General features: G+C 65.0%; 23 protein-coding genes and 1 tRNA gene. 8 read left to right on the top strand and 16 right to left on the bottom strand.

Going from position 1 to position 23,310, the window contains the following annotated elements:
- Positions 1-25: 25 nt before the first annotated feature.
- The 5 genes from NKH03_RS10755 to NKH03_RS10735 all read right to left on the bottom strand — a co-directional run bounded on the left by NKH03_RS10755 (position 26) and on the right by NKH03_RS10735 (position 6,750).
- Positions 26-1,396, bottom strand: coding sequence for an FAD-dependent oxidoreductase (locus tag NKH03_RS10755; protein ID WP_502913507.1), 1,371 nt, complete (start codon positions 1,394-1,396; stop codon positions 26-28).
- A complete protein-coding gene (locus NKH03_RS10750) occupies positions 1,387-1,689 on the bottom strand; it encodes a (2Fe-2S)-binding protein (protein ID WP_352968348.1) in 303 nt (100 codons plus the stop codon). Before NKH03_RS10750 ends, NKH03_RS10755 begins: the two co-directional genes overlap by 10 nt.
- Positions 1,686-3,671 carry a hydantoinase B/oxoprolinase family protein gene (locus NKH03_RS10745; RefSeq protein WP_352968347.1) on the bottom strand — a complete coding sequence of 662 codons (1,986 nt, stop codon included), beginning with the start codon at positions 3,669-3,671 and terminating at the stop codon, positions 1,686-1,688. Before NKH03_RS10745 ends, NKH03_RS10750 begins: the two co-directional genes overlap by 4 nt.
- 5 nt (positions 3,672-3,676) lie before the next feature.
- A complete protein-coding gene (locus NKH03_RS10740) occupies positions 3,677-5,755 on the bottom strand; it encodes a hydantoinase/oxoprolinase family protein (RefSeq protein ID WP_352968346.1) in 2,079 nt (692 codons plus the stop codon).
- Between the two features lie 89 nt (positions 5,756-5,844).
- Entirely contained in the window at positions 5,845-6,750 is a 906-nt protein-coding gene (locus NKH03_RS10735) for a LysR family transcriptional regulator (RefSeq protein WP_352968345.1), read from the bottom strand.
- 111 nt (positions 6,751-6,861) lie between these two features.
- Between NKH03_RS10735 and NKH03_RS10730 the strand changes: the two genes are divergently transcribed.
- On the top strand, positions 6,862-7,983 hold the full coding sequence (locus NKH03_RS10730; protein ID WP_352968344.1) for an NAD(P)/FAD-dependent oxidoreductase: 1,122 nt from the start codon (positions 6,862-6,864) through the stop codon (positions 7,981-7,983).
- A gap of 401 nt (positions 7,984-8,384) precedes the next feature.
- Here NKH03_RS10730 and NKH03_RS10725 read toward each other — a convergent pair.
- A tRNA-Ile gene (locus NKH03_RS10725) sits at positions 8,385-8,460 on the bottom strand.
- A gap of 134 nt (positions 8,461-8,594) precedes the next feature.
- Between NKH03_RS10725 and NKH03_RS10720 the strand changes: the two genes are divergently transcribed.
- Positions 8,595-9,308, top strand: coding sequence for an SIMPL domain-containing protein (locus NKH03_RS10720; RefSeq protein ID WP_352863639.1), 714 nt, complete (start codon positions 8,595-8,597; stop codon positions 9,306-9,308).
- A 97-nt stretch (positions 9,309-9,405) separates the two neighbouring features.
- Here the strand turns inward: NKH03_RS10720 and NKH03_RS10715 are convergent, their stop codons facing one another.
- From NKH03_RS10715 to NKH03_RS10705, 3 genes are all read right to left on the bottom strand, one after another.
- Positions 9,406-9,543: a hypothetical protein gene (locus tag NKH03_RS10715; protein ID WP_352863641.1), complete on the bottom strand. Its 138-nt coding sequence runs from the start codon at positions 9,541-9,543 to the stop codon at positions 9,406-9,408.
- An 80-nt stretch (positions 9,544-9,623) separates the two neighbouring features.
- On the bottom strand, positions 9,624-10,004 hold the full coding sequence (locus NKH03_RS10710; protein ID WP_352863643.1) for a hypothetical protein: 381 nt from the start codon (positions 10,002-10,004) through the stop codon (positions 9,624-9,626).
- A 285-nt stretch (positions 10,005-10,289) separates the two neighbouring features.
- Positions 10,290-10,736: a YcgN family cysteine cluster protein gene (locus NKH03_RS10705; protein WP_352880296.1), complete on the bottom strand. Its 447-nt coding sequence runs from the start codon at positions 10,734-10,736 to the stop codon at positions 10,290-10,292.
- A gap of 197 nt (positions 10,737-10,933) precedes the next feature.
- Here NKH03_RS10705 and NKH03_RS10700 point away from each other — a divergent pair, with 197 nt between their 5' ends.
- On the top strand, positions 10,934-13,150 hold the full coding sequence (locus NKH03_RS10700; protein WP_352968343.1) for an OmpA family protein: 2,217 nt from the start codon (positions 10,934-10,936) through the stop codon (positions 13,148-13,150).
- 365 nt (positions 13,151-13,515) lie between these two features.
- Here NKH03_RS10700 and NKH03_RS10695 read toward each other — a convergent pair whose 3' ends face one another.
- The 3 genes from NKH03_RS10695 to NKH03_RS10685 form a co-directional block, all read right to left on the bottom strand.
- Complete coding sequence (locus NKH03_RS10695) at positions 13,516-14,382, bottom strand: SDR family oxidoreductase (RefSeq protein ID WP_352863645.1); 867 nt, start codon at positions 14,380-14,382, stop codon at positions 13,516-13,518.
- A 157-nt stretch (positions 14,383-14,539) separates the two neighbouring features.
- Complete coding sequence (locus tag NKH03_RS10690; RefSeq protein ID WP_352863648.1) at positions 14,540-15,175, bottom strand: helix-turn-helix transcriptional regulator; 636 nt, start codon at positions 15,173-15,175, stop codon at positions 14,540-14,542.
- Positions 15,176-15,183: 8 nt separating this feature from the next.
- The gene (locus tag NKH03_RS10685; RefSeq protein ID WP_352968342.1) at positions 15,184-16,056 is read right to left on the bottom strand and encodes a S1C family serine protease; all 873 of its coding nucleotides are present in this window, start codon (positions 16,054-16,056) and stop codon (positions 15,184-15,186) included.
- A 168-nt stretch (positions 16,057-16,224) separates the two neighbouring features.
- On the opposite strand from NKH03_RS10685, the gene NKH03_RS10680 reads away from it, so the two are divergent.
- Positions 16,225-17,190 carry a S1C family serine protease gene (locus tag NKH03_RS10680; protein WP_352968341.1) on the top strand — a complete coding sequence of 322 codons (966 nt, stop codon included), beginning with the start codon at positions 16,225-16,227 and terminating at the stop codon, positions 17,188-17,190.
- An 8-nt stretch (positions 17,191-17,198) separates the two neighbouring features.
- Here NKH03_RS10680 and NKH03_RS10675 read toward each other — a convergent pair whose 3' ends face one another.
- Positions 17,199-17,624, bottom strand: coding sequence for a VOC family protein (locus tag NKH03_RS10675; RefSeq protein ID WP_352968340.1), 426 nt, complete (start codon positions 17,622-17,624; stop codon positions 17,199-17,201).
- Between the two features lie 65 nt (positions 17,625-17,689).
- Here NKH03_RS10675 and NKH03_RS10670 point away from each other — a divergent pair, with 65 nt between their 5' ends.
- Positions 17,690-18,316, top strand: a complete 627-nt coding sequence (locus tag NKH03_RS10670) for a TetR/AcrR family transcriptional regulator (protein ID WP_352968339.1) — start codon at positions 17,690-17,692, stop codon at positions 18,314-18,316.
- On the opposite strand, the gene NKH03_RS10665 is transcribed toward NKH03_RS10670, so the two are convergent.
- Positions 18,249-19,205: a LysR family transcriptional regulator gene (locus NKH03_RS10665; protein ID WP_352863654.1), complete on the bottom strand. Its 957-nt coding sequence runs from the start codon at positions 19,203-19,205 to the stop codon at positions 18,249-18,251. The genes NKH03_RS10670 and NKH03_RS10665 overlap by 68 nt on opposite strands.
- A 111-nt stretch (positions 19,206-19,316) precedes the next feature.
- Here NKH03_RS10665 and NKH03_RS10660 point away from each other — a divergent pair, with 111 nt between their 5' ends.
- On the top strand, positions 19,317-19,952 hold the full coding sequence (locus NKH03_RS10660; protein WP_352968338.1) for an FMN-dependent NADH-azoreductase: 636 nt from the start codon (positions 19,317-19,319) through the stop codon (positions 19,950-19,952).
- 54 nt (positions 19,953-20,006) lie between these two features.
- On the opposite strand, the gene NKH03_RS10655 is transcribed toward NKH03_RS10660, so the two are convergent.
- Together NKH03_RS10655 and NKH03_RS10650 are read right to left on the bottom strand one after the other, a co-directional pair.
- Positions 20,007-20,306, bottom strand: a complete 300-nt coding sequence (locus tag NKH03_RS10655) for an AzlD family protein (protein ID WP_352968337.1) — start codon at positions 20,304-20,306, stop codon at positions 20,007-20,009.
- A complete protein-coding gene (locus NKH03_RS10650; RefSeq protein ID WP_352968336.1) occupies positions 20,303-21,037 on the bottom strand; it encodes an AzlC family ABC transporter permease in 735 nt (244 codons plus the stop codon). The genes NKH03_RS10655 and NKH03_RS10650 overlap by 4 nt, the downstream gene beginning before the upstream one ends.
- A 169-nt stretch (positions 21,038-21,206) precedes the next feature.
- Between NKH03_RS10650 and NKH03_RS10645 the strand changes: the two genes are divergently transcribed.
- Together NKH03_RS10645 and NKH03_RS10640 are read left to right on the top strand one after the other, a co-directional pair.
- Positions 21,207-21,665 (top strand): Lrp/AsnC family transcriptional regulator, encoded by a 459-nt coding sequence (locus NKH03_RS10645; protein ID WP_352968335.1) that lies wholly within the window; start codon positions 21,207-21,209, stop codon positions 21,663-21,665.
- Between the two features lie 189 nt (positions 21,666-21,854).
- Positions 21,855-23,057, top strand: coding sequence for an MFS transporter (locus tag NKH03_RS10640; protein WP_352968334.1), 1,203 nt, complete (start codon positions 21,855-21,857; stop codon positions 23,055-23,057).
- The last annotated feature ends 253 nt before the right edge of the window (positions 23,058-23,310 follow it).

The raw sequence follows: 23,310 nt of genomic DNA, 5'->3' as shown, positions 1-23,310 counted from the left end.
TCCATGCGCGGCCTCCGCAATTGCATCAGCCGTTGCGCAGAAAGGCGCCGATAGGCGCTGGCCGGACGGGCGCCTGGCCGCGAAACCGGCCGACAGCGTCAGGCGCGCAGCCGGCCTGCGCCGCGACGAGTTCGACAGCGGCCAAGTGACAATAGCGTCCCTGGCATCGCCCCATACCGGCGCGAGACAGCGATTTCACCTTGTTGGCCTCGCCGCCGCCGAAACCCGCGCGCTCGCGTATGGCTGAGGCATTCACGTTTTCGCAGCGGCAGACGACCGCGTCGTCAGAGAGTGCCCGCACCATGGCGGCCGGCCAGGGAAAGCTGCAAGCCAGACCGCCGGCAAAGCGCTCGAGCCGCGCGAGCTTGCGCAGATCGGTGCTGGCGGCGGGCGCTGGATGTCCGAGATCGGCAAGGCATGCTGCAGCTGCAAGACGCCCAGCGATCTCCGCGCCGTCCGCTCCCAGAAGACGAACCCCATCACCCGCCAGATAGACGCCGTTGCCGGCGCGACCCATCCGGTCGGTCTTTGGCAGCCATTGCCGCCACTGCTCGTCATAGGTGAAGTCGCATCCCACGAGATCGGCCAGATGGGTCTCCGCCCGCAGGTGCCAGCCCATGCCGATCATGTCGCATGAAGTGAGGCGTTGCCTTCCGCCGGCGTCGCGCCAGCGCATCGCTGTGACACCCGTCCCGTCTGCCTCGATCCGCTCGAGCGTAACGCCCGCATGATAGCGGCCGCCGAGCCTCGCCCGCAGAGCCAGGCCGCGCAGCGCGACAACCGGCCGGGCGGCCAGTCCCCAAAACCCCCGCATCTGCCGTCGCCAGGAGGAGGTATCCAGAACCGCCGCCACGTCCGCCCCAGCCTTTTCAAGTTGGGCGCCGACCAGCGTCAGCAGTGGCCCCGATCCAATCAACACGATCCGCCGCCCCAGCGCCACGCCTTGCGCCTTGAGCGCGATCTGCGCCGCGCCAAGGCTGTAGACGCCGGCGCTCTGCCAGCCGGGGACCGGCGCGACACGGTCGGACGCGCCGGTGGCAAGGATCAGGCGGTCATAGAAGATCACCTGAACGCCGCTCTCCCCCAGCACGTGCAGCCGGCCTCCATGCGTGGCGATGAGCGAGCTGCCCGCGCAATGGGTGAGCCGCCCCTCTTCGGCCAACCGGTCGAAGAGCACATGCAGCGCGCGCGCCTTCGCAGCCTCGGACCCGTAGAGCTGCTCGGGCGTGCGGGTGAACCCGTCAGGCGGACGGCGATAGATTTGCCCGCCAGCGCGCTGGCCTTCGTCGATCACCAGCGGGTTGAACCCGGCTTCGACCACGACTGCGGCGGCCCTTATCCCGGCAGGACCGGCGCCCACGATCACGATCCGTGGCGATGACTCGTTCACAGCCAGCTCTCCGGCTCCGTTGTGCGCAACCGCATGCCTTCGGTGACAAGTGTCGAGCACGCCCGCACGCGCGGCCCCTCGTCCTGCCATACCCAGCAATCCTGGCAGGCCCCCATCAGGCAGAACCCGGCCCGCGGCTCGGGTCCGAACTCGGACTTTCGCAAGGCGTGCCCTGATGCCAGCATCGCGGTCAGCACGTTGTCGCCCGCCAGTGCACTACGTATCTGGCCGTCGAGGAAGAAATGCAGCTGCCCCCGGTCGCGCTCGGCCAGCCGGACGATGCGGCCGGCGGTGATCATTCCGCGGCCTCTTGCACGGGGCGAGGACGGGGCAGTTCGGGGAACCGTTCACAGACCGCATCGAACGCCGCCTGGACGCCTTCCGACCCCGAGCTCCCCTTCATGCGACGGAATATCTCGGTCTTGGCGAAGAACCGCCAATGGATCGGCAAGTCCCTCAATATGGCGGTGAGCCTGTCGTAAGCAACTGGCGTCCACTGCGCTTCGTAGCTTTCCCGCTCCGGACCGAAATGAAAATGGCCGGCGGACGGCTTATGCCCCGCGCGCAGCCTCGCGGTCGCCTGTTCGTCGACCTCGCCATCGCGAATGACGACGCCGTAATCGCGCTCGGCAACAATCGGTGACACATAGCCGCGCCGCACATCCTGCGCGACCCGCCAGAGCTCGCGTTGATGCGGATCGCCGCGCCCGCCACCTCCGGCTGAGCGGATATCGAGCACGTCGCCAGGCTGCAGCACCGCCGTGTCGATGTTGCCCAGCCGCCGCTCGTGCGCGGTCCCCGGATTGACAACCATGTCCGACAAGCCCGCCGCCTTGCCGCCCAGCACGCCCCAGGGACGAAAGAAGCTGCGGTCGCGGTTGCGCGCCGTGATCCTGGAATCGGGGGCAAAGACGCGGAAGGCCATCTCGGTCGCCAGCCCACCGCGCCAGCGACCCGCCCCGCCGCTGTCCCTGGCGAGTCCGTATTTCACGAATTCGACCGGGATCTCGGTCTCGGTGATCTCGATCGGCGTGTTCTTGAGATAGGCGGCATCGGCGCCCGATCCGTTGGTCCCGTCGCGATGCGGCATCGCGCCGCCGCCGCCCACCACGGGGTTCACCGCCGCGATGACGGTGCGGCTGGTGCGCTCGTCCGTGGTCATGACGTTGACGATGCAATTGTTGCCGGCAGGAGCCGCGGGCAGGCATTCCGGCACTGCTAGCGAAAAGGCGCCGAAGATGACCGACCGCAACCGGGCGCAGGTGAGCGAGCGCATGCCCACGGCAGCGGGGAATATCGGATTCAGAACCGAACCCTTGGGGGCGATGCAGGTAAACGGCCGGGTGAGGCCCGTGTTGAGCAGGATCTTCGGATTGAGCGTGTAGAGCACGTAATAGACGCCCACCAGCAGCATGGTGTGTCGCGGGTCGCCGCCCGAGGGCACGTTGAGCGAAGAGCCGAGCTGCGGATCGGAGCCGGTGAAATCGAGCACCGCCTCGTCGCCGTTGATCGTCAGCGTCAACTTCAGCCGGCAGGGATTGGCCTCCACCGAATCCTCGTCGGCATAGTCCGCGAATTCCCATCTGCCGTCGGGCATGGAGCGCAGCACGTCGCGCGCCTGCACTTCCGCCTGGTCGAGAAGAGCTGAAACGCCTTCGATGAAGCCGGCCTTGCCGAACTTCCTCACCATTGCCTGGATCTTGCGCTCGCCGGTGTTGAGCGCGCCGACCAGCGCCTTGATGTCGCCGATGTTGAGGTCGGGCTTGCGCACATTGGTGCTCATGATCCGCAGGATCATCTCGTCGAAGACGCCCTCGTTCACCAGCTTCATGGGCGGAAAGCGGATGCCTTCCTGATGGATTTCGGTCAGCGCCCGGCTGAGAGAAGCCGGCACGGCTCCGCCCATGTCGGTGTTGTGGATGTGGCCTCCGGTCCAGGCGACGATCTCGCCATCGACGAAGACCGGCTTCCACAGATGCGTGTCCGGCGCGTGGGTGGCGACATAGCCGGAATAGGGATCGTTGGTGAAGGCAACATCCCCCGGCCGGTAGTCGTCCACCATTGCAATGGCGCGGCGATACGAAAGCCCAGGGTACCAGGTGGCGCCGAGTTCCATCGGGACGGCGAAGGTTGCCCCCGAACGGTCCATCAGCATCACGGTGAAGTCCTGCGTTTCCTTGACGAAGGCGGAGTGCGCGGTGCGGTGCAGCGTGTGGGCCATGTTCTCGGCGGCCGCGCGGGCATGGTTCGCCAGAACCTGAAGGTTTGTGCGGTCAAACAAAGGCATCACTCCGGGAAGGTGAGCAGAAGGTTGAGATGGCGGTCGACGCTTGCCTGCGCGCCCGCGGGAATAGCGAAGGTTGTGTCTTCCTGAACGACCACGGCAGGCCCTTGGAACGTGCTGCCCGGGGCGAGGCTCTGCCGGTAGTGGAGATCGATGGTCTCGACACTCACGCCCGTATAGACCGGGAGGCGACGCGCCGGAATGGCCGTGGCGGCGATCACGTCGATCTCCGGGAAGGAGAGTTTCGGCCCCGCGCCTACGGCGGAGAGCCGGACATTCACAAGTTCGATCTCGCCATCCGGATCGTGAAAATCGTAGAGCCGTTGATGGGTGCGGTGGAAGGCGTCCGCGATGGCAGCGGCGTTAGCGTCCGCCAGCCATTCCGGCGACAACACAACCTCGATTTCATAGCTCTGCCCGATGTAGCGCATGTCGCAGGACAGAGTGAGTTGCGCGGCCGCGTTGTGCCCCTGCGCCACCAGCCAATCGCGGCCCTCTTGCGCCAGGGTCTCGAACGCCTCGCGGATTGTGGGGAGCGATGTGCCCGATAACTGGCTGAAGATGGTGCGAATGAAATCTCCGCGCAGATCAGCCACCAGCCCGCCAAGCGCCGACACCACGCCGGGGCGGCGGGGCGCCATGACGCGCTTCATGCCGAGTTCGCGGGCAAGGAAGGCGCCAAGCATGGGGCCGCCGCCGCCGAAGGGCATCAGCGTGAAATCGCGCAAATCGACGCCGGCGCGCGAGGCGAGTTTCTCGACCTCGACGAACATTTCCGACACCGCGATGTCGAGGATCGCCTGCGCGGTCTGCTCGACTGGGCGGCCGAGCCCGGCGGCAAGCTCGCCGACCGCGCGCTGCGCCAGTCCGGTATCGATGCTGAGCTGGCCATAGGCCATCTCGCTGTGGCCGAGCCATCCGCACACCACCATGGCGTCCGTCACCGTCGCGCGCTCGCCGCCACGGCCGTAGCATGCTGGTCCTGGCGTCGAGCCGGCCGACTCCGGCCCCACCCGCAGCACACCTTGCGCATCGACACTTGCGATCGAACCGCCGCCGACGCCGATCGAGCTCACCGAGACGGAGGGGATATGGAGCGGAAATTCGCCGATCAGTTCGCCGGTGCCGAACTGCGGCTCACCGTCGATGATGAGCGCGAAGTCGGCCGAGGTGCCGCCGATGTCGAGGGTAAGGATCCTGTCTTCGCCTGCCTGACGCGCCAACCACGAGGCGCCGATGACGCCGGAAGCCGTTCCCGAAAGCAGCATGTTGACGCAGGCGTGCTTGCCTTCGGCAGCGTTCATCAGCCCGCCGTTCGATTTCGTCAGCATGGGGCGGGCCGGCACGCCTCGGTCCTTCAGCCGCTCTTCCAGCGCCGTCAGATAGCCACAGACACGCGGATGGACATAGCCGTTGAGAATGGCGGTGGAGCTGCGCTCGTATTCGCGAATGACCGGCCACACCTCGGCCGAGCAAAAGACGAAGAGCTCGGGCGCAAGATGCGCTATCGCCGCCTTCACGGAGGCTTCCTGCGCGGCGTTGCGCCAGGAATGGAGGAAGGACACGATGATCCCTTGCGCCCCGTTCGCCTTCGCCATTGCCAGCGCCCTCTCCACAGCCGCCATGTCCGGCGCCCGGGATTCACTGCCATCGGCACGCATGCGGACCGGAATGCCGAACACCATGTCGCGCGAGATCAACGGGTCCGGCCGCGAGCAGAACAGCGAATACATGTCCGGCATGCGAAGCCTTGCGAGTTCGATAACGTCCTCGAAGCCGGCATTGGTGAACAGGGCCAGCGGCGCGCCCTTGCGCTGGATGATCGTGTTGATGCCGACGGTCGTGCCATGCACGAAGCGCGTCATATGGGCAGGGTCAAAACCTTCGCGCTCGGCCAGCAAGGTGAGACCGGTCATCAGTTCGGCGCCAGGATCTTCCGGCGTCGTCAGCACCTTTAGCGATGCGAGGCGTCCGGAATTTGCTTCGAGCGCACAGAAATCGATGAATGTTCCGCCGATATCGACGCCAACCTTCCAGTCGGCTCTGTTCGGCACCTCATCTGCCATGATGACACCATCCATGATGCGTCCCTTCCTGTCTGCCAGGCAAAACTGGCACGACCGGATGGTGCGGGTCCAAGACGTATGACAGGCAAGGATATAAGTCTTGCTTATGGCTTCGCGAGATGCTCATCCAGGACGACAGCACAGGCCGCGCGGATCTCCTCGCGCATCATCTCATCGGCGCGTGAAAGGGCCCGTGTCCGCGAGGTGAGAAGCGCGATTGGAAATTCCGGCCCTGCCTTCAGCGGCCTGACCGCAAGCCCGGCAAACTGATGCCAAGGCAGCAGCGCGTCGACCAGGGCGATGCCCATACCGGCCTGGACAAAACCAAACGCGGAGATGGATACGTCGATCTCGAGCGACAGCGAAAGCGTCACACCTTGCGCGCGGGCAGCTTGGGCCAGTTCGTCGGCGGGGCGGGTGTTGCCGCGATACGATATCAACTCCTCCCCGACGAGGTCGGCGAGCATCAGCTCGGCTTTCTTTTGCAGCACGTGCCCGGCGGGTAGCAGGCATGCGAAGCCGACGCTGCCGATCATCTCCGCCTCGATATCCGGCGGGAGCCGGTCGTCCATGGCCACGCCGAGGCTGGCGTCGCCGGCTCGCAGCATGTCGACGATGGCAGCGATCGGCGCGCTATGAGCACGCAACATGATGTTGGGATGCTGGGCCCGGAATCTGGTGAACGCACGCGGCAAGATAGCCATGGCCGGCGGTGGTGAGGCGGCGACCCGCACCAGCCCTGCCCGACCCAGGCGTAGATCGGTGGTCTTGCGGCGCAAGCCTTCAAGCCCGGCCGACAACCTCTCGGCATCAGGAAAGATCTCGAGCGCCTCCGGGGTCGGTCGCAACCGGCCCTTCACCCGCTCGAACAGGGTGAAGCCGAGGTCATCCTCGGCGTGGAGCAGGATCTGGCTCAAAGCAGGCTGGGAGATGTTCAGCATCCGCGCCGCGGCGGTCACGGTGCCCGCGCGCATGATGGCGATGAACACTTCGAGCTGCCGGGCCCGCATTGCCACTCCATAGGGTAAGCTTATGGCTTCTGTCCAAACGCATCTTTGACGCAATGCCGCCGCCCGGACAAGATCGGCAAGAAATTCGGTTGCTTTTAGCAGGAGGCCGCTATGGATGTGATCGTGCTGGGCGGCGGGCTTATGGGGACGGCTTCGGCCTATTTCCTGGCCCGGCGCGGCGCGCGCGTGACGTTGATCGAGCGCAACCGGATCGGCACTGGAGCAACGGTTGCTTCCTTCGGCAACATCCGGCGTACGGGGCGTCATCTGTCCCAGCTTCCGCTGGCCCATCGCTCGCTCAGGCTGTGGGGCGAGGCCGAAAAAATGCTTGGCCGCGACGTGGAATTCCGCGCAACCGGCCATATCCGGCTGATCTTCGATGAAGATAGCCTCGCCGACATGCGGGCCTACGCCAAGGCGGCGCTGCCCTGGGGGCTTGAGCTGGAAGAGCTCAGCCCGTGCGAGATTCGCGCCCGTTTTCCCGCTCTCGGTCCTGATGCTGTTGCGGCGTCGTTCTCGCCGCAGGATGGCAGCGGCAATCCGCGGCTGATCGCACCGGCCTTTGCCGAGGCGGCCCGCAAGCTCGGCGCGGAAATCATTGAGGGAGCTGAGGTCGAGAAGATCACCCACGCGAGCTCCAGCTTCCTTGTCGTAAGTTCAAAAGGTGCATTCGCCGCCGACTGTCTGCTCAACACCGCCGGCGCCTGGGGCGCGCGCATCGCCGCGCAGTTCGGCGAAGCGGTCCCGCTCGACGCCCGCGGCCCGCAGATGGGTGTGACCGAGCCGCTGCCGCATCGGATCCTGCCGGTGGTCGGCATCTGGACGCGCAACAAGGACCATGGCGCCTATCTGCGTCAGGTCGAGCGAGGCAACATCGTCTTCGGCGGAGCGGCCGAAAGGGTAGCGGTGGACCTCGATCCAGGCCACGCGGCCGCCGACCCCATGCGCCTGCCGACGCAGCTGCGCGCCGTCGCGCGGCTGCTGCCGGCGATCGCGCAGGCTACGGCCATCCGTACCTGGTCCGGTTGCGAGGGCTATGTCAGGGACATGCTGCCGGTCATGGGACGCTCGGCGACGACGCCAGGCCTGTTCCACGCTTTCGGCTTCAGCGGACACGGCTTCCAGCTCGGTCCGGGCGTGGGCGACGCCATGGCCGAACTCATCACGACCGACCGTTGCGAAACGCCGCTCGATGATTTCAGGATCGATCGCTTCAGCCGCGCTGCTGCCTGAAGAAGCAACTGACGACATCCACGCAACGATGGCTCCTTTGGCCGCGAAAGGCGGGGGATCACTCTCGCATGCGCCTTCGGTCTCAAGCGAGCGGGCCGATCTAGGCACGAAGATTTCTCTATGATCTTGGCCACCAGCGGCCAGTCCTCGCACCGGAGGGCGTGCACGACCGAAGTCAGAACCCGCCTAATTGCACTTCGTTGCCGCCGATTACCGCATCCATTGCAGATAGATCTTTCGACGCCTGGAATGTTGAGCCACCTGTGACGGGGTGCCATCAACGAGACGGAGAAAATTGACAAACGGGCCCAAAACCATTTCACCCGAAAGGCAGAGACTTACTCGACAACACTCAATTCAAGCTCAAAGAATTAAGCGTAAGCCTCAGATTTATAATAAGTTGGTGGGCCCGGAGGGACTCGAACCCCCAACCAAGCGGTTATGAGCCGCCGGCTCTAACCATTGAGCTACGGGCCCCACGCCGGCTGGATTAATGTTTTTCCCGTCGCGGCACAAGGCTTTCCCGACGGGCTTCCGCAGATCGCCCAAATCAACCCATAATCGCGATCTACGCGACCTTTGCGACTTGATCGCGGACCAAGGAGATTTTCATGACCAGACATCTTTTGCCTCTCGCGCTCGCCGCTGCAATCGCTTTTCCGGCGATGGCTGGAGCCACCGATTTGACGCCGCCGCCCCGCATCATCGTGTCAGGCGAAGGCGAAGCAACCGTAGCCCCCGATCTGGCGGTCCTGACGCTGAGCGTCATGCGCGAGGCCAAGACCGCGCGCGCCGCGCTCGACGCCAACAATGACGCCATGGCCGCCGTAATCGCGGCGATGAAGTCGGCCGGCATCAACGACCGCGACCTGCAGACCGCGGGCATCCAGATCAACCCGCGCTACAACTACACCAACAAGCCGGATGGCAGTCAGGAAGCCGAACTCGTCGCCTATCAGGTGACCAACACGCTTTCGGTGCGGGTGCGCGATGTCGACAAGACCGGCGAGATCCTCGACAAGGCGGTGTCGCTCGGCGTCAACCAGGGCGGCGGCATCGCCTTTACCAATGACAACCCGGCGGCAACGGTCACCGAAGCGCGCAGGAAGGCGGTCGCCAACGCCATGGCCAAGGCCAAGACGCTGGCCGCGGCCGCCGGGGTCAGCCTTGGCCGGGTGATCGAGATCACCGACCAGAACATCGCGCCGGCGCCGATGCCGATCAACGCCAAGGCCTTCGACGCCGCGGCGGGTGCCGCGGCTCCCGTGCAGGCCGGCGAGAATTCCTACAATGTGCAGGTCACCGTCACCTTCGAGCTGAAGTAGCGGCCTTGACGATCCGTGACTGAGGATCCGACCAGCCAACAGCGTGCATGAAAAACCCCGCGGGATCGCTCCCGCGGGGTTTTTTCGAGCCACACCCTTAAATGGCAAGGGGCTCGGCTAGTCCGGACCGACCTTCGCAGAAGGTCGTGTCTCCCGGCTGATCCTCGCAGAGGATCATGCTGCCCGGCTGATCTTCGCAAAAGATCATGCTGCCTGGCTGATCTTCGTAGATCATGCCTCTAAGCTCCCGGGCTGATCTTTTCCGAACCGCAGGTTCGGGAAGATCATGCCCCTGCAATCAAGCCGAACCCGGCCTCAGCGATAGATAACCGGGCAGCCGCGCTCATTGGCGAATACGACCACGACACGGTCGCCGTCCTGGCGGCCCATCACCTTCACCGTACGACGGCTTACGTCGACGATGCGGGCACGGTAGAGGCCCATGCGTTCGGCCTTGTCGAGGGCGCGGTCCGGCGAACAGCCACGACGCCAGCCGCCGCGGCGTTCATCACGCCAGTCGCTACGGCGTTCATCACGGCGATGGCGATAGCCATCGTCGCCGGTATAGACGCCAAAACGCGGGTCGTTGTTGTTGCCGAAGCCGAGGTAGAGGCTGTCGGCCTGAGCGGGGATGGCCGTCAGCGCGCCGAGACCGACCAGAGCCGAAAGGGCTGCCGTCCTGATGGTGTTGAACATCGTTTTTTCTCCTTTTTTGCGGGCTTTCACCCGTCCTCGTGAACCGATGGTGGGAGAATGCACTTGCCTGTCTGAACTCTTTACGAACCTGATGTTCATCTCCGGTTCATGTGGCGGGAAAAAGGAAATTGCCCGCCATTCATCCCGTCACGCACCCCGGTGAACGCCAGGAACGCCGCCGGTTTCCGATCCGGCCGATTGGCTGAGGAGCAGGCGTCACCGGCGCGATCCCTGCGGTTGGCCGTTCCCAGCGCGAGCCCCTGGCTCGTCGTCGCGCCGCGGGCCCTACGGCTCCTCGTCGAGCATGTAATCAAAATAGTCTTCCGGCTCGGCAAGATCGGTTTCGCTCGCCTTGACCCGGCCGCGCATCGAGATGCCGGCTTCATGCACGGTCTCGGCGCTGCCCGACACCAGCCGGTGCCACCAGTAGAGGTCGCGGCCCTCGGCCACCAACCGGTAGGCGCAGGTGCTGGGCAGCCAGCTGATGGTGCGCACATTTTGCGGCGTCAGCCCGACGCAATCGGGAACGCGCGCCAGCCGGTTGGCGTAGTCCGAACAGCGGCAGGTCTGCGCGTCGAACAGCCGGCAGCCGACGCTGGTCCAGTAGATTTCGCCGGTGTCCTCGTCCTCGAGCTTCGACAGGCAGCATTTGCCGCAGCCGTCGCAGAGCGATTCCCACTCGCTCTGGCTCATCGCCTCCAGCGTCTTGGTTTTCCAGAATGGCGTTTCCATTGCCGGCATGTGGCCCCAGCCGCCGGCAACGTCAAGCGTGGCAACGGGCGGAATGCGGCGTTCGCCAGTCGAAAGACACGAAGTTGCCTTCAAAAGGCCGGCCAATAGCCCTGCACGGTCTCTATTCACGCCAAACCGGAACCAATTGATGCAAGATCGGTTTCGGCAAGGATGGGACCCCACAAGGAGAGTTTTCGATGAAACGCCAACCACGGATTCTGGCCGGCACCGCACTTGGCCTGCTGATGGCATCCACGCCTTTGGGCGCGTTCCCGCTTCCGGAAAGTGCCGCGTTCGGCCCTACCCAGCGCACGTCAGTCCCATTTAATTTGGCGCAAGCAGCATGCGCCGAGGGCGAATCGGCCGAAGCCTGCGCGCAGAAGCAGCAGGCGGAACCGGAACAAAAGCCCGAGCGCAAGAAGGCCGAGCGCAAGAAGGCCGAGCCTGAACAGCAGGCGGCGCCGGCCCAGAGCGAGCAGCCCGCCGAGGAGCAGCAGCCACGCAGGAAGAAGCGTGATCAGCAGCAACAGACCGAGCAGGCGCCGGCCGAACAGGCCGCACCCGCCGAGGAACAACTGCCGCGCAGGAAGAAGCGCGATCAGCAGCAGCAAACCGAGCAGGCGCCGGCCGAACAGGCCGCACCGGCCGAGGAACAGCAGCCGCGCAGGAAGAAGCGCGATCAGCAGCAGCAAACCGAGCAGGCACCGGCCGAGCAGGCCGCGCCCGCCGAGGAACAGCAGCCGCGCAGGAAGAAGCGCAATCAGCAGCAGCAGACCGAGCAGGCACCGGCCGAGCAGGCCGCACCCGCCGAGGAACAGCAGCCGCGCAGGAAGAAGCGCGATCAGCGGCAGCAGACCGAGCAGGCGCCGGCCGAACAGCCTGCCGAGCAGGCGGCCCCGGCAAACGACAACAACCCACAGCCCCTGCGCAAGAAGCACAAGCAGGACCAGCAGATTGAAGCCGCGCCCGCAGAACAGGCGCCGGCCAGGAAGCAAGCGCCCGCCGGCGAGCCGGTTCCGCAGGCCGAACCGCTTCAACCCGAGCAGCAGGCGGCGCCCGCCGAGGGCGAACAGCCTAGGGAAAAGAAGAAGCGCGGCAAGAAGCCTGTCGGCGAGCAGCCGGTGACGGGAGAGCAGCCGGCCACCGGAGAACAACCATCGACGGCCGAACAACCCGCCAATGGCCGGCAACCCGTGACCGGCGAACAGCCGGCCCAGGGCGAAAGTGCGGCCCAGGGTGAAGCCCCGGCCGACAAGAATGCAGCCCCCATCCTCGACAGCCAGAAGGATGTCCTGCGCAAGCGCAAGGGCAAGAACGGCCCGCACGGAGGCGAGAATGCGAATGGCGAGCAGGCCACCCAGCCCGCCCAGCCGACTGGCGAGCAGGCGCAGGCTCCAAAGCCTGCCCCGGTCGACCAGGGACCACCACCCACCGACGACAAGTCGGCCCAGCAGGCAATCCAGCCTGAAAAGATCGCCCCTGTGACGGAGGAAAAGGGCAAACGCGTCGAGCGTGCACCCGACGAGAACATCCGCGACCGCCGGCGTCCGAAAGGCGTCGACGTCGTCAGGGAGTTCGGTGACCGCGTCATCCTCCAGTTCAACAACCAGACGATCGTGGAAAGCAATGACGCTCCGCGCATGCACCGCGGCGCCAGGAACGTGTACTATGAGGATCTGTCGGGCGATCGCACCCGGGAAATTGTCGAGCGTGACAACGGTGTCCGGATCGTCACCATCCGCAACCGCTATGGCGACGTCATCCAGCGTTCGCGGATCGCGCCGGATGGACGCGAGTATGTGCTGAGCTATGTCGACGAGCGGCACTATGAGGATGACGGCGACTGGCGCGATCCGGGCGACGACCTGCCTCCGATGCGGCTCACCATTTCGCGCGAGGAATACATCCTGGACTCCGAGGATGTAGAGGATCCGGACGACTATTACACCTTCCTCGAACAGCCGCCGGTGGAACGGGTCCAGCGCCTCTACTCGATCGACGAGGTCAAGCGTTCGGCCCGCGTGCGCGACATCGCACGCCGCGTCGATCTCGACACACTCAACTTCGAATTCGGGTCGGCCTCTATCTCCGATACCGAAGTGCAAAAGCTTGAGGGCGTCGCCAACGCCATGGAAAAGCTGTTGAAGAAGAACCCGGCCGAGACCTTTCTGATCGAGGGCCACACCGACGCCGTCGGCACGCCGGAGGCAAACCTGGCTCTGTCCGATCGCCGCGCGGAAGCGGTGGCGGAGGCGCTGACCAACGCGTTCGGCATCCCGCCGGAAAACCTGACGACACAGGGCTATGGCGAGGAGTATCTGAAGGTCAACACGGCGGGGCCCAACCGCGAGAACCGACGCGTTGCGATCCGCCGGATCACCCCACTGGTGGCGCCTGTGGCCAGCAACAATTAGGTCATGATTTCAAAACCATGACCTGGTTTGTGGAATCGGTACGAGAAGCCATCCCCGGCCCTGCCGGGGATGGCTCGACGTGCCGGGATTCAACAAGAATTGTACTGGTACGCCGCCGGGCTCATTGAATCGAAGACGTACCTACCCCAGATTCAGAAGTGGGCGTTCCCTGCCCCGTCCCGACTCCAGCGGGACGCATTGAGCCCCGTCGGACCCTCTCCGGCGGGGCTTTTGTCTTGCCGACTGCAAACCGGAGCGACCCGACCGAAATACGGCTCTGCTGGCCGTATCACGCGGAGCTTGCTGAGTTCCAAGCCACGCCATCGCAGATCAGCTGATAGCTCCGCGCTTCCGAGTTCTCCGGCCTAGTAGATCCCTCTTATCTCCGTGCTCGAATTAGCGAACACCTCGTCCGGCACAAAAAAGTCGCCGGCCAGAGGCCCGGTCGCATCAGGTGAATAGACCGAGAAATCGCTGACGCCCTCGGCGCGCAGCACCTCTTCGTCGATGTAGAAATTGCCCGTGGTCTCGCGCGCCGGCCGCATGAAAATGGCATGCGCGGCATCGGCCATGATGTCGGGCAAACGGCTCATCGCCGCCACCGTCGCGCCGCCGAGCAGATTGCGCACCGCCGCCGTGTCGATGGTCGAGATCGGCCACAGTGAATTTATCGCAATGCCGTCCCTGGCGAATTCGGCGCTCATCCCCAGCGTGCACATCGACATGCCGAACTTGGCCATCGTGTAGGCGACGTGGTTCTTGAACCATTTGGCCTTCATGTCGAGCGGCGGTGCCAGATTCAGGATATGAGGATTGCTGGCTAACTTCAGGTGTGGAATGCACATTTTGGACACCAGGAAGGTGCCCCGCGTGTTGATCTGGTGCATCAGGTCGTAGCGTTTCATGTCGGTCTCCAGCGTGCCGGTGAGCTGGATGGCGCTGGCATTGTTGACACAGATATCGATACCGCCGAACTTTTCCACGGTTCTGGCGACCGCCTCGGCCACCTGCGCCTCTTCACGGATATCGCACAGCACAGGCAGCGCCTTGCCTCCGGCCTGCTCGATCTCTTCGGCCGCCGTATGGATCGTGCCCGGCAGCTTGGGATGCGGCTCAGCGGTCTTGGCCGCGATCGTCACATTGGCGCCGTCGCGTGCCGCACGCAGCGCGATCGCCAGCCCGATGCCGCGCGACCCGCCGGAGATGAACAGCGTCTTTCCCTTGAGCGACATCTTTCCTCCGCCTGCATTTGTGGTTCGCTGCGCGATCCTTGCCCGTGGCGATCCCGGACACAAGGGGCTGTAACGGCAAGCGATGATGACGCAGCGGAGCCCTCTCAGAACGTCGGATCCTCGCCCCCGCAAGGCGGGACGAGGAATTCGAGCCTTCCTAAACCAGCACCAGCCCCTGCCGCATCGCGATGGCAATGGCGTCGGTGCGGTTGGCCGCACCCAGCTTGATCAGGATCGCTGCGACATGGAACTTCGCCGTGTGCACGGAAATGTTCAGCCGCCGTGCGATAACCTTGTTGGGTGCTCCCTCGGCCAGCAGCGCCAGGACTTCCGCCTCGCGCGGCGACAGTGTTGGGCGGATCGCATGCTCGTCGGAGGCTTCGTCCTCGAACGGCTCGCCGTCGCCGGCATGGAAGTCCTCAAGGCGCCCGCTTCTACCGCCGCCCGATACGCGATAGCCCGCCGCGGCCAGCCGTGCCGCCGCAGCGATCAACAAATCATCCGCGTCCGCAGGCATGACGGCCAATACCTCGCCAGCGGGTCGCCCGCCATTGGCGCGTCCCGACAGCAGCACCCGAGGCGTGGACGCCGGCACGGCGTCGCCGCTCCTGTCGTCGACGATGGCGACATCGGGTTTGCCATCACCGGCCACGACCGGCAGCAGGTCATCGCTCGCGGCAAGCGCGGCCGCCAGGCGCTCGGCGCGCGACGCGTCGCCAAGCGCAATCAGCACCACCAGCCGCCGCGAGACGGCACCGTCAGTCATGATCCGGTCGCTGGTGAGCGTATCCATCACTCCTCTCAGGAGAGCGGCTTTTCGCCGATCGTCAGCGCGACATCGCGCTGTTCGCCGCCGCGCACGACGCCAAGCGTCACCGAAGCGCCGGCACTGTCGGGTCCGAGCCTGCGGATCAGGTCGCGCGGACCATGCACGGCTTCGCCGTTCCACGCCACGATGATATCGCCGAGAGAGAGACCGGCGGCCTTGGCCGGGCCATCCTCGTCGAGGCTCATCACCATCGCGCCATGCGCGTCACGGTCGCGCACCGGATGCAGGCCGGCGCCGAGATAGCCGCGCGCGACATGACCCTTTTCGCGCAGGGTCGCGACCGCCCGCTCGATCGTCTCGTAAGGCATCACCAGCGCCCGGTGTCGCGGCCCGAACAAGAGCATGCCGATCAGAGCGCCCTTGGCGTCGAGCACCGGGCCGCCCTCGAAACGGCCGCCGGCGCCGACGGCAAGATTGATGCGCCGGTCGATGGTGCCTCCGCGCATCGAGCGCCAGGCCGGACCGACCTCGCCGACCGAGCCCGACACGGCCAGAACGGAACCGTCGCTATTGCCGATGGCGATGGCGACGTTGCCCGGCCGCACCGCATCGGCCTTGGCCAACGACGCGGCGCTGACGGCGGTAACCGGCTTCAGCAGGGCGACTCCGGTCGAAGGATCACGGCCGACGAGTTCGGTCTTCACCGTCTCGCCGGAGGCCAGCGTCAGTTCGATCTCCTCGCCGGCCTCGACAGCCTCTTCGGCGGTGACGAAATAGCCGTCACGCCAGTGGAAGGCGCTTGCCGTGCGGTGGTGATGCGTGGCGAAACTCGCCGTAGCCGGCGCCGCCTTGGCGGCGAGATCGGCGATGGCTTCCGAAAACGCACTCAGATTGAAATCGCTCATATTGGTCTCCTGGGTTCATTCATGCCCCAGATATCGCTCGATAGCGCGCCTAGAGGTACTCGCCTGACGGCTAGTTGCCGGTTGACTGGCCATCTGGTCAGGTCGCGGCCGGTCGGACTGCTCCGCACATATAGTCATCCTTGCGCCCGACAACACGGAACCCCGCCGATGGCCTTCCTCGCCCCGAAATTCCAAACTGACGATAGATTAGCCGACGACACGCTGCTCGACGCCTATTCGACGACCGTTGCCGACGCGGTCGACCGCATTGGCCCTGCCGTCTGCCGCATCGAGCGCGTCAGCGGTCAGGGCGGCCATGGCTCGGGCTTCGTCATCGCGCAGGACGGGCTGGTCGTCACCAATTTTCACGTCGTGGGTGATGCAAGAACGGTGCGCGTCTCGATGCCGGACGGCGCCTCGCGAGAAGGCCACGTGCTCGGCCGCGACCCGGACACCGACATCGCGCTGGTGCGCGCCGACGGCAGCTTTGCCGATGTCGCGCCGCTGGGCGATTCCAAGCGGCTGCGGCGCGGCCAGATCGCCATTGCCATCGGCAACCCTCTGGGCTTCGAATGGACCGTCACCTCCGGCGTTGTGTCGGCGCTGGGGCGCTCGATGCGCGCCTCCACCGGCCGGCTGATCGACGATGTCATCCAGACCGATGCGGCGCTCAACCCGGGCAATTCCGGCGGTCCGCTGGTTTCGTTGGCCGGCGAGGTCATCGGCGTCAACACCGCCATGATCCATGGCGCGCAAGGCATCGCCTTCGCGGTCGCTTCCAACACCGCCAATTTCGTCATTTCGGAGATCATCCGCTTCGGCCGCGTGCGCCGCGCCTTCATTGGTGTCTCGGCCGACACTGTCAATTTGCCGCGCCGCGCCGCCCTTTTGTCGCAAGTCTCGACCAGTACGGCGGTGCGGCTGCGCGGCGTCGAAAAGGACGGTCCGGCAGCCAAGGCGGGCTTCAAGGAAGGCGACATCATCGCCGCCATCGATGGCCGCCCGGTCACCGGCGTCGACGACCTCGTGCGTATGCTCGACGCCGAGCGCATCGGCCGCGAGACGCTGTGCACCGTCGTGCGCCGCACCGGCGTCAGCCAGGTGACGGTGACGCCGGTGGCGAGGGCGAGTTGAGCCGACGTTCAGGCTCCCGCCGCACCGTCCGCATATTGCGCCAGAAACTCCCCACTCGGCGGGATCGGCTTTATGACGTCGATCAGCACGCCATTGGGATCCTTGGTGATGAAGTGGCGCTGGCCGAAGGGTTCGTCGCGCAGAGAGCGCAGGATCGGCAGGCCGGCGGCAAGGATCCGCTCATAGACCGCGTCCGGGTCGCGGACCTCGAAATTGATCAACAGGCCCGATGTGCGGCCCCGCCCCTCCTCAGGGATCGTCTCGTGATCGCCCTGGACAATGCCGAGGTTGACACGTTTGGTGTCCACCGATTGCAGGTGCACGTACCAGTCGCTCTCGAACAGCGGCCGGAAGCCGAAATGCCTGACATAGAAAGCCGCCGTACCGGCAACGTCGCCGGTCATCAGCACCGGATAATAGCTCCTGGTCTTCATCTTTTCTTCTCCAGTCAACTAACATACAGTCTGCATGTAGGTGAATTAACATACAGGCTGCATGTATGCAACAGGACTCCGCGCGCCGCTCCAACCGCGACCGCACCGAGGCGACGCGCGCCGATCTGATCGCCGCGGCGCGAAAGCTGTTCACGGAAAAATCCTATGCCGAGACCGGCACGCCCGAGATTGTCGCCGCCGCCGGCGTCACGCGCGGTGCGCTCTATCACCATTTCGCCGACAAGCAGGCGCTCTTTGCCGCCGTGGTCGAGCAGGAGGCGGCGGCGGTGGCCGACGAGATCGAGCGTGCCTCGCCACCCTCGCTCGATGCCCGCGACGCGCTGATTGCCGGTTCGGATGCCTATCTCGCCGCCATGCGCGCACCCGGCCGCACGCGGCTGCTGCTGCTCGATGGTCCCGCCGTACTTGGCCGCGCCGCCATGGATGCGATCGACAACCGCCACGGCAACCGCTCGCTGCGCGAGGGGCTGGTCGCGGCAATGCGGGCGCAGACGATGACGAGATTGCCGGCGGAGACGCTGACCGCGCTGCTCGGCGCAGCCTTCGACCGCGCCGCCCTGGCCATCGAGGGCGGCGCCTCGGCCGAGGATTACCGGGCCGTTCTCATGGCGCTGATCGAGGGACTGTCTCCGGCTCTTCCTCGGGCACCTCGCCAGGCTCGAACTCGTTGAAGCAGCCGAGCTGGCGCTTGAATTGGTCGATCAGCCAGGCCGCCGCCGGCTTCGGGCTGCGATCCTTGCGATGCATGGCAAACAGGGGCGAACTGACCTCCCTGAAGGACTCGAGGTCGAGTTCCACCAGCCGGCCGCTCGCCAGATCGTCGGCGATCAGCCAGCGCGGCAGCCCGCCCCAGCCCAACCCCTCGCGCATCAGCGTATGCTTCGTACGCACGTCCGTCAGCCGCCAGGTGCGGTAGGCGTAGACGCCAAAGTCGCGCCCCTTGGTGCGCTCCGACTGGTCGGTGACGACAAGCTGGGTGTGTTCGCGGGCATCCTCGATCGCCACTGGTTTTGGCAGCAACGCCAGCGGGTGGGTGGGCGCGGCAGCGAGCACGATCGACATGAAGCCGATACGCACAAGATGCACGTCGACCTCGCCCAGCAGGCCGCCAATGCCAAGGTCGGCCTGCCCGCTGACGACATGATCGGGGATCAGCCCAAGCGTGCCGATGTGCAGGCGTAACATCACGGTCGGAAACTGTGCCTCGAACGCCTTCAGCACCCGAACCAGCACCGGTGACGGCAGCGTCGCATCGACCGACAGCGCAACTTCGGCCTCAAGCCCCTGATGATGGCTGTCGACGCGCGAGCGCATGCGCTGCAGCACGCCGATCATACGACGCGCATCTTCCAGCATCGCCCGGCCGATCTCGGTCAGCTGCGGCTCGCGCGTGCCCTCGCGCTCGAACAGTTTCAGCCCGAGCTGCGCCTCGAGATTGGCGATCCCGTAGCTGATCACGGACTGCGCCCGGTTGAGCTTGCGCCCGGCAGCCGAGAAACTGCCGGTTTCGGCGACCGTCACCAGGATCTGAAGTTGGTCGAGCGTCGGATTGGGTTGCATCGCTGTATCTATTTTATTGATGGATCGTATAGGAATTATACTGGTTTATCCAATGGATCGATAGCCCCATATGTGGTGGGACAAATCATTCCAATCACTGGAGAGCCCAAAATGTCCATTCTTCTTGTCACCTCAAGCCCGCGTGGCGCCGCTTCGCACTCGACCCGTATCGCCACCGAATTCGCCGAGAAGCTGCTCGCCGCCGATCCGTCCAACACGCTCGTGGTGCGTGATCTGGTCGCCAACCCGCTGCCGCACATCGATGCCGACTATGCGACCGGCATCTATACGCCGGTCGAGGCCCGCACCCCGCGCCAGGCGGAAGTCGTCGGTGTCTCCGATGTCGTGCTCGACGAACTGTTCGCCGCCGACACGGTGATCCTCGCCACCGGCTTCATCAATTTCAACATCTCCTCGACGCTGAAGTCGTGGGTCGATCACATCGCCCGCTCCGGCAAGAGCTTTGCCTATGGCGAAAACGGCCCCAAGGGCCTCGTCACCGGCAAGAAGGTCTATATCGTGCTCGCTTCCGGCGGCATCTATTCGGAAGGCGCCGCGGTGCAGTTCGATCACGCCATTCCCTACCTGCGCGGCGTGCTCGGCTTCCTCGGCATGACCGATGTCGACGTCATCCGTATCGAAGGCGTCGGCATGGGCCCCGACGCGGTGACCGCAGCGCTCGCCAAGGCGACCGCCAAGGTCGACGCCGTGGTGGCAGCCAGCCGCGATGTCGCGGCTGCCGCGTAAAAGCAAGGACTTCAAATTAAAAGGCAGACGCCTCGGCGCCTGCCCTTTTTCGTTTTAGCCAGTCAGATGCCGCAACAGCCCCGCCGAAGAGATCCCGATCAACACAGTTGGCAGCATGGACAGCCGCGTTGCGGCGGCGAGAGTGATCCCCAGCGCCAGAAGGTCGGCCGGATTCCTCGACACGAAGGCCGGCGCGATCACCGAGATCAGCACGCAACCAGGTGCCGCCTCCATCACCGCCGTGGCGCGGGCACCGAGCGTGCGATTACGCAGCACGACATAGCCGCCGATCCGGGTCAGGTAGGTAACGCAGGCCATCAGCACGATGGTAAGAAGGGTCGTTGCGTCGATCATGCATCACCTGCCATCAGCCAGGCCGCGACCAGCCCTGACACCGCGCCGGCGGCGACATACCAGGCGCCCGGGACGAAGAGATAGAACAGCGCCGCGACGACGAGGCTGATCAGCCAGGGCCGCGCCGCCGCCATGTCCGTCCACATGCCGCGCATCAGCACCAGGAAGACGGCCGGGAACGCCATGTCGAAACCGTAGGTCTCGACATGGCCCAGCATCGGGCCGAGCAAGGCACCCAGCGTGGTGAAAGCCACCCAGGTGAGATAAATCGCGAGTGCGGCGCCCATATAATAGTGCGGGCTGAAGGCCGGCGTGATGCCTGCCGCTCCTCGCTGCCTGGCGTCGGCCAAGCCCAGCGCCCAGCTTTCGTCACACATGAAGAACAGCGCCGGAAAGACCTTGCGCTTCGGCAGATCGCGCAGGAACGGCGCCAGTGCCGCTCCCATCAGCAGATGACGGCTGTTGACCAGGAAGGTGATGGCGACGATGAGCACGATATGCGGCGGCGACGTCCACAACTGGATCGCCGCGAATTCCGAGCCGCCGGCAAAGTTCAGCCCTGTCATGGCAGACAGTTCGACCGTGCTTAAGCCTTTCTGCGTGGCCTGCGCGCCAAGCACCAGCGCATAGGGGATTGTGCCGAACAGCACAGGCGCGCAGGACGTCACGCCACGGCGGAACTCGGACCCCGAGCCATCGCCCGCCGCCTCGACTGCCTGTGAAATGCTCATGGTTCTCCATCGGCTGACCTCACGGCCGCCGCTTCCCTGCATTTGAAATCAACTGATGTCGGGGGCAAACATACCGATATCGGTCCGCAATTTGGTTGCAAAGATTGTTGTATTTCACCGAATTTCGCATTGAGTGTCACAAATTGCCGAATAGATGGAATCCAAAACCATGAAGCTGGACGAGATCGACAAGCGGATCCTGCGAGCGCTGCAACGCGACGGCCGCGTGGCCAACACCGATCTGGCCAATGAAGTCGGGCTGTCGCCCTCGCCTTGCCTGCGGCGCGTGAAGCTGCTGGAGGAAGCCGGTATCATCGACCGCTATGTCGCCGTGCTCAACCCGGCCAGCATCGGCAAGGGCCTGACCTTCTTCACCCGCATCTGGCTGAAGGCACAGGACGAGGACACGATCGAGCATTTCGCCACCGAAGTGGCAAAGCTGCCGCAGGTGATGGAGTGCTACCTGATGCTCGGCGACTGCGATGCCATGGTGCGCGTGGTGGCGGCCGGCATCGACGACTACCGCCGCTTCCAGTCGGAGCATCTGAGTCGCATCAAGGGCGTGCAGAACGTCAAGACGGACGTTCCCAGCCAGACGATCAAATACACGTCGGAACTGCCGATCTGACGCATGTCGCCCAAAAGTGCGAAGCGGTTCTGGGATAACGACATGCGTCCAAAAAAGACCATGCCAACGAAAAACCCCGTCATTTCAGACTGGATAAAAAATGCAACCGGATTGTAGGATCGGCCTCGGTGCCAGCGTCCTTCGGAGGCAAGCAGCGCGCAGCGCTGCCCTCTGGCATGGGAGATTTGAATGAGCCTTTCCTATCGTTGGGTCATCGTCGCCGCTGGCGCGCTGATGTCCTGTGTCGCCATCGGAACGATGTTTTCGCTGGCGATCTTCCTTGAGCCGATGGCGATCGACACCAACTGGTCGCGCGCCGGCATTTCGAGCGCCATGACCCTTAACTTCCTGGTGATGGGCCTTGGCGGCTTCGCCTGGGGCGCCATTTCGGACCGTTTTGGAGCCCGCATCGTCGTCACGATCGGCGCGGTGCTGCTCGGGTCGGCGCTGGTGCTGGCCAGCCGCGCCGGTTCGCTGCTCAGCTTCCAGATCACCTATGGCGTGCTGGTCGGCCTCGCCGCCAGCGCCTTCTTCGCGCCGATGATCGCGCTGACATCAGGCTGGTTCGACACCAACCGCGGCCTTGCGGTCTCGCTGGTCTCGGCCGGCATGGGCGTGGCGCCGATGACGATCTCACCCTTCGCCCGCTGGCTGATCTCAGCCTACGACTGGCGCACCGCCATGTTCGACATCGGCATCACCGCCTGGGTGCTGCTGTTGCCGGCCGTGCTGCTGGTGCGTCAGCCGCCAAAGCCAGCAACGGCGGCTGCGAGTCCAGCGCCGGCTACCGAGGGTGCCGGCCTGACGGTCGGCCAGGCGCTGCGCTCGCCGCAATTCATCGTACTGGGCCTCACCTTCTTTGCCTGCTGCGCGGCGCATTCCGGGCCGATCTTCCATATGGTCAGCTATGCCATGCTGTGCGGCGTCGCGCCCATGGCGGCCGTCTCGATCTACAGCGTCGAGGGCCTTGCCGGCCTCGGCGGCCGACTTTTCTACGGCGTGCTGGCCGACAGGCTTGGCGTCAAGCCGGTGCTGATCGCGGGCCTGGCGATCCAGGCGATCGTCATTGCCGCCTATCTCTCGATCAGCCGGCTCGATCAGTTCTACATGCTGGCCGTCATCTTCGGCGCCACCTATGGCGGCGTCATGCCGCTCTATGCGGTGCTGGCGCGCGAATATTTCGGCCAGCGCATCCTCGGCACCGTATTCGGCGCCGCCACCATGCTGTCCAGCCTCGGCATGGCGCTCGGACCGCTCGCCGGCGGCATGGTGTTCGATGCCTACGCCAACTATTCCTGGCTGTTCATCGGCTCGGCCCTCATCGGGCTCGGCGCGGTCGGCATCGCCATCGCCTTCCCGCCGCTGCCACGCCGGGAGTTGCAGGCGGCTTAGCCCTCGGCCGGATCGGGTTCCGAAACCGCGCGGGCCTGGCATGCCATGAGCCTGGCCCGTTCGGCGGACGACGGGTTCCGTTCGGGACCTTGCCGCAGTGCGGTGGTCCACGGCTAGCCCGAATATCTCACAGAGTTGAGGTGCATCGGGGCTCCGAATCAGGGAAAATGCTTCTGCGACAAAGACTTACCCTAGGCAGAGGTGTTCCCCGATGCAAACAGAGTGTAGCGCAGAACGGTTTGATTTTGGAGCT

It is taken from the genome of Mesorhizobium sp. M1406, assembly GCF_040317555.1.
GTDB lineage: Bacteria > Pseudomonadota > Alphaproteobacteria > Rhizobiales > Rhizobiaceae > Mesorhizobium.
The sequence above is the reverse complement of the archived record's forward strand: the minus strand, read 5'-3'. Positions and strand labels throughout refer to the sequence as shown.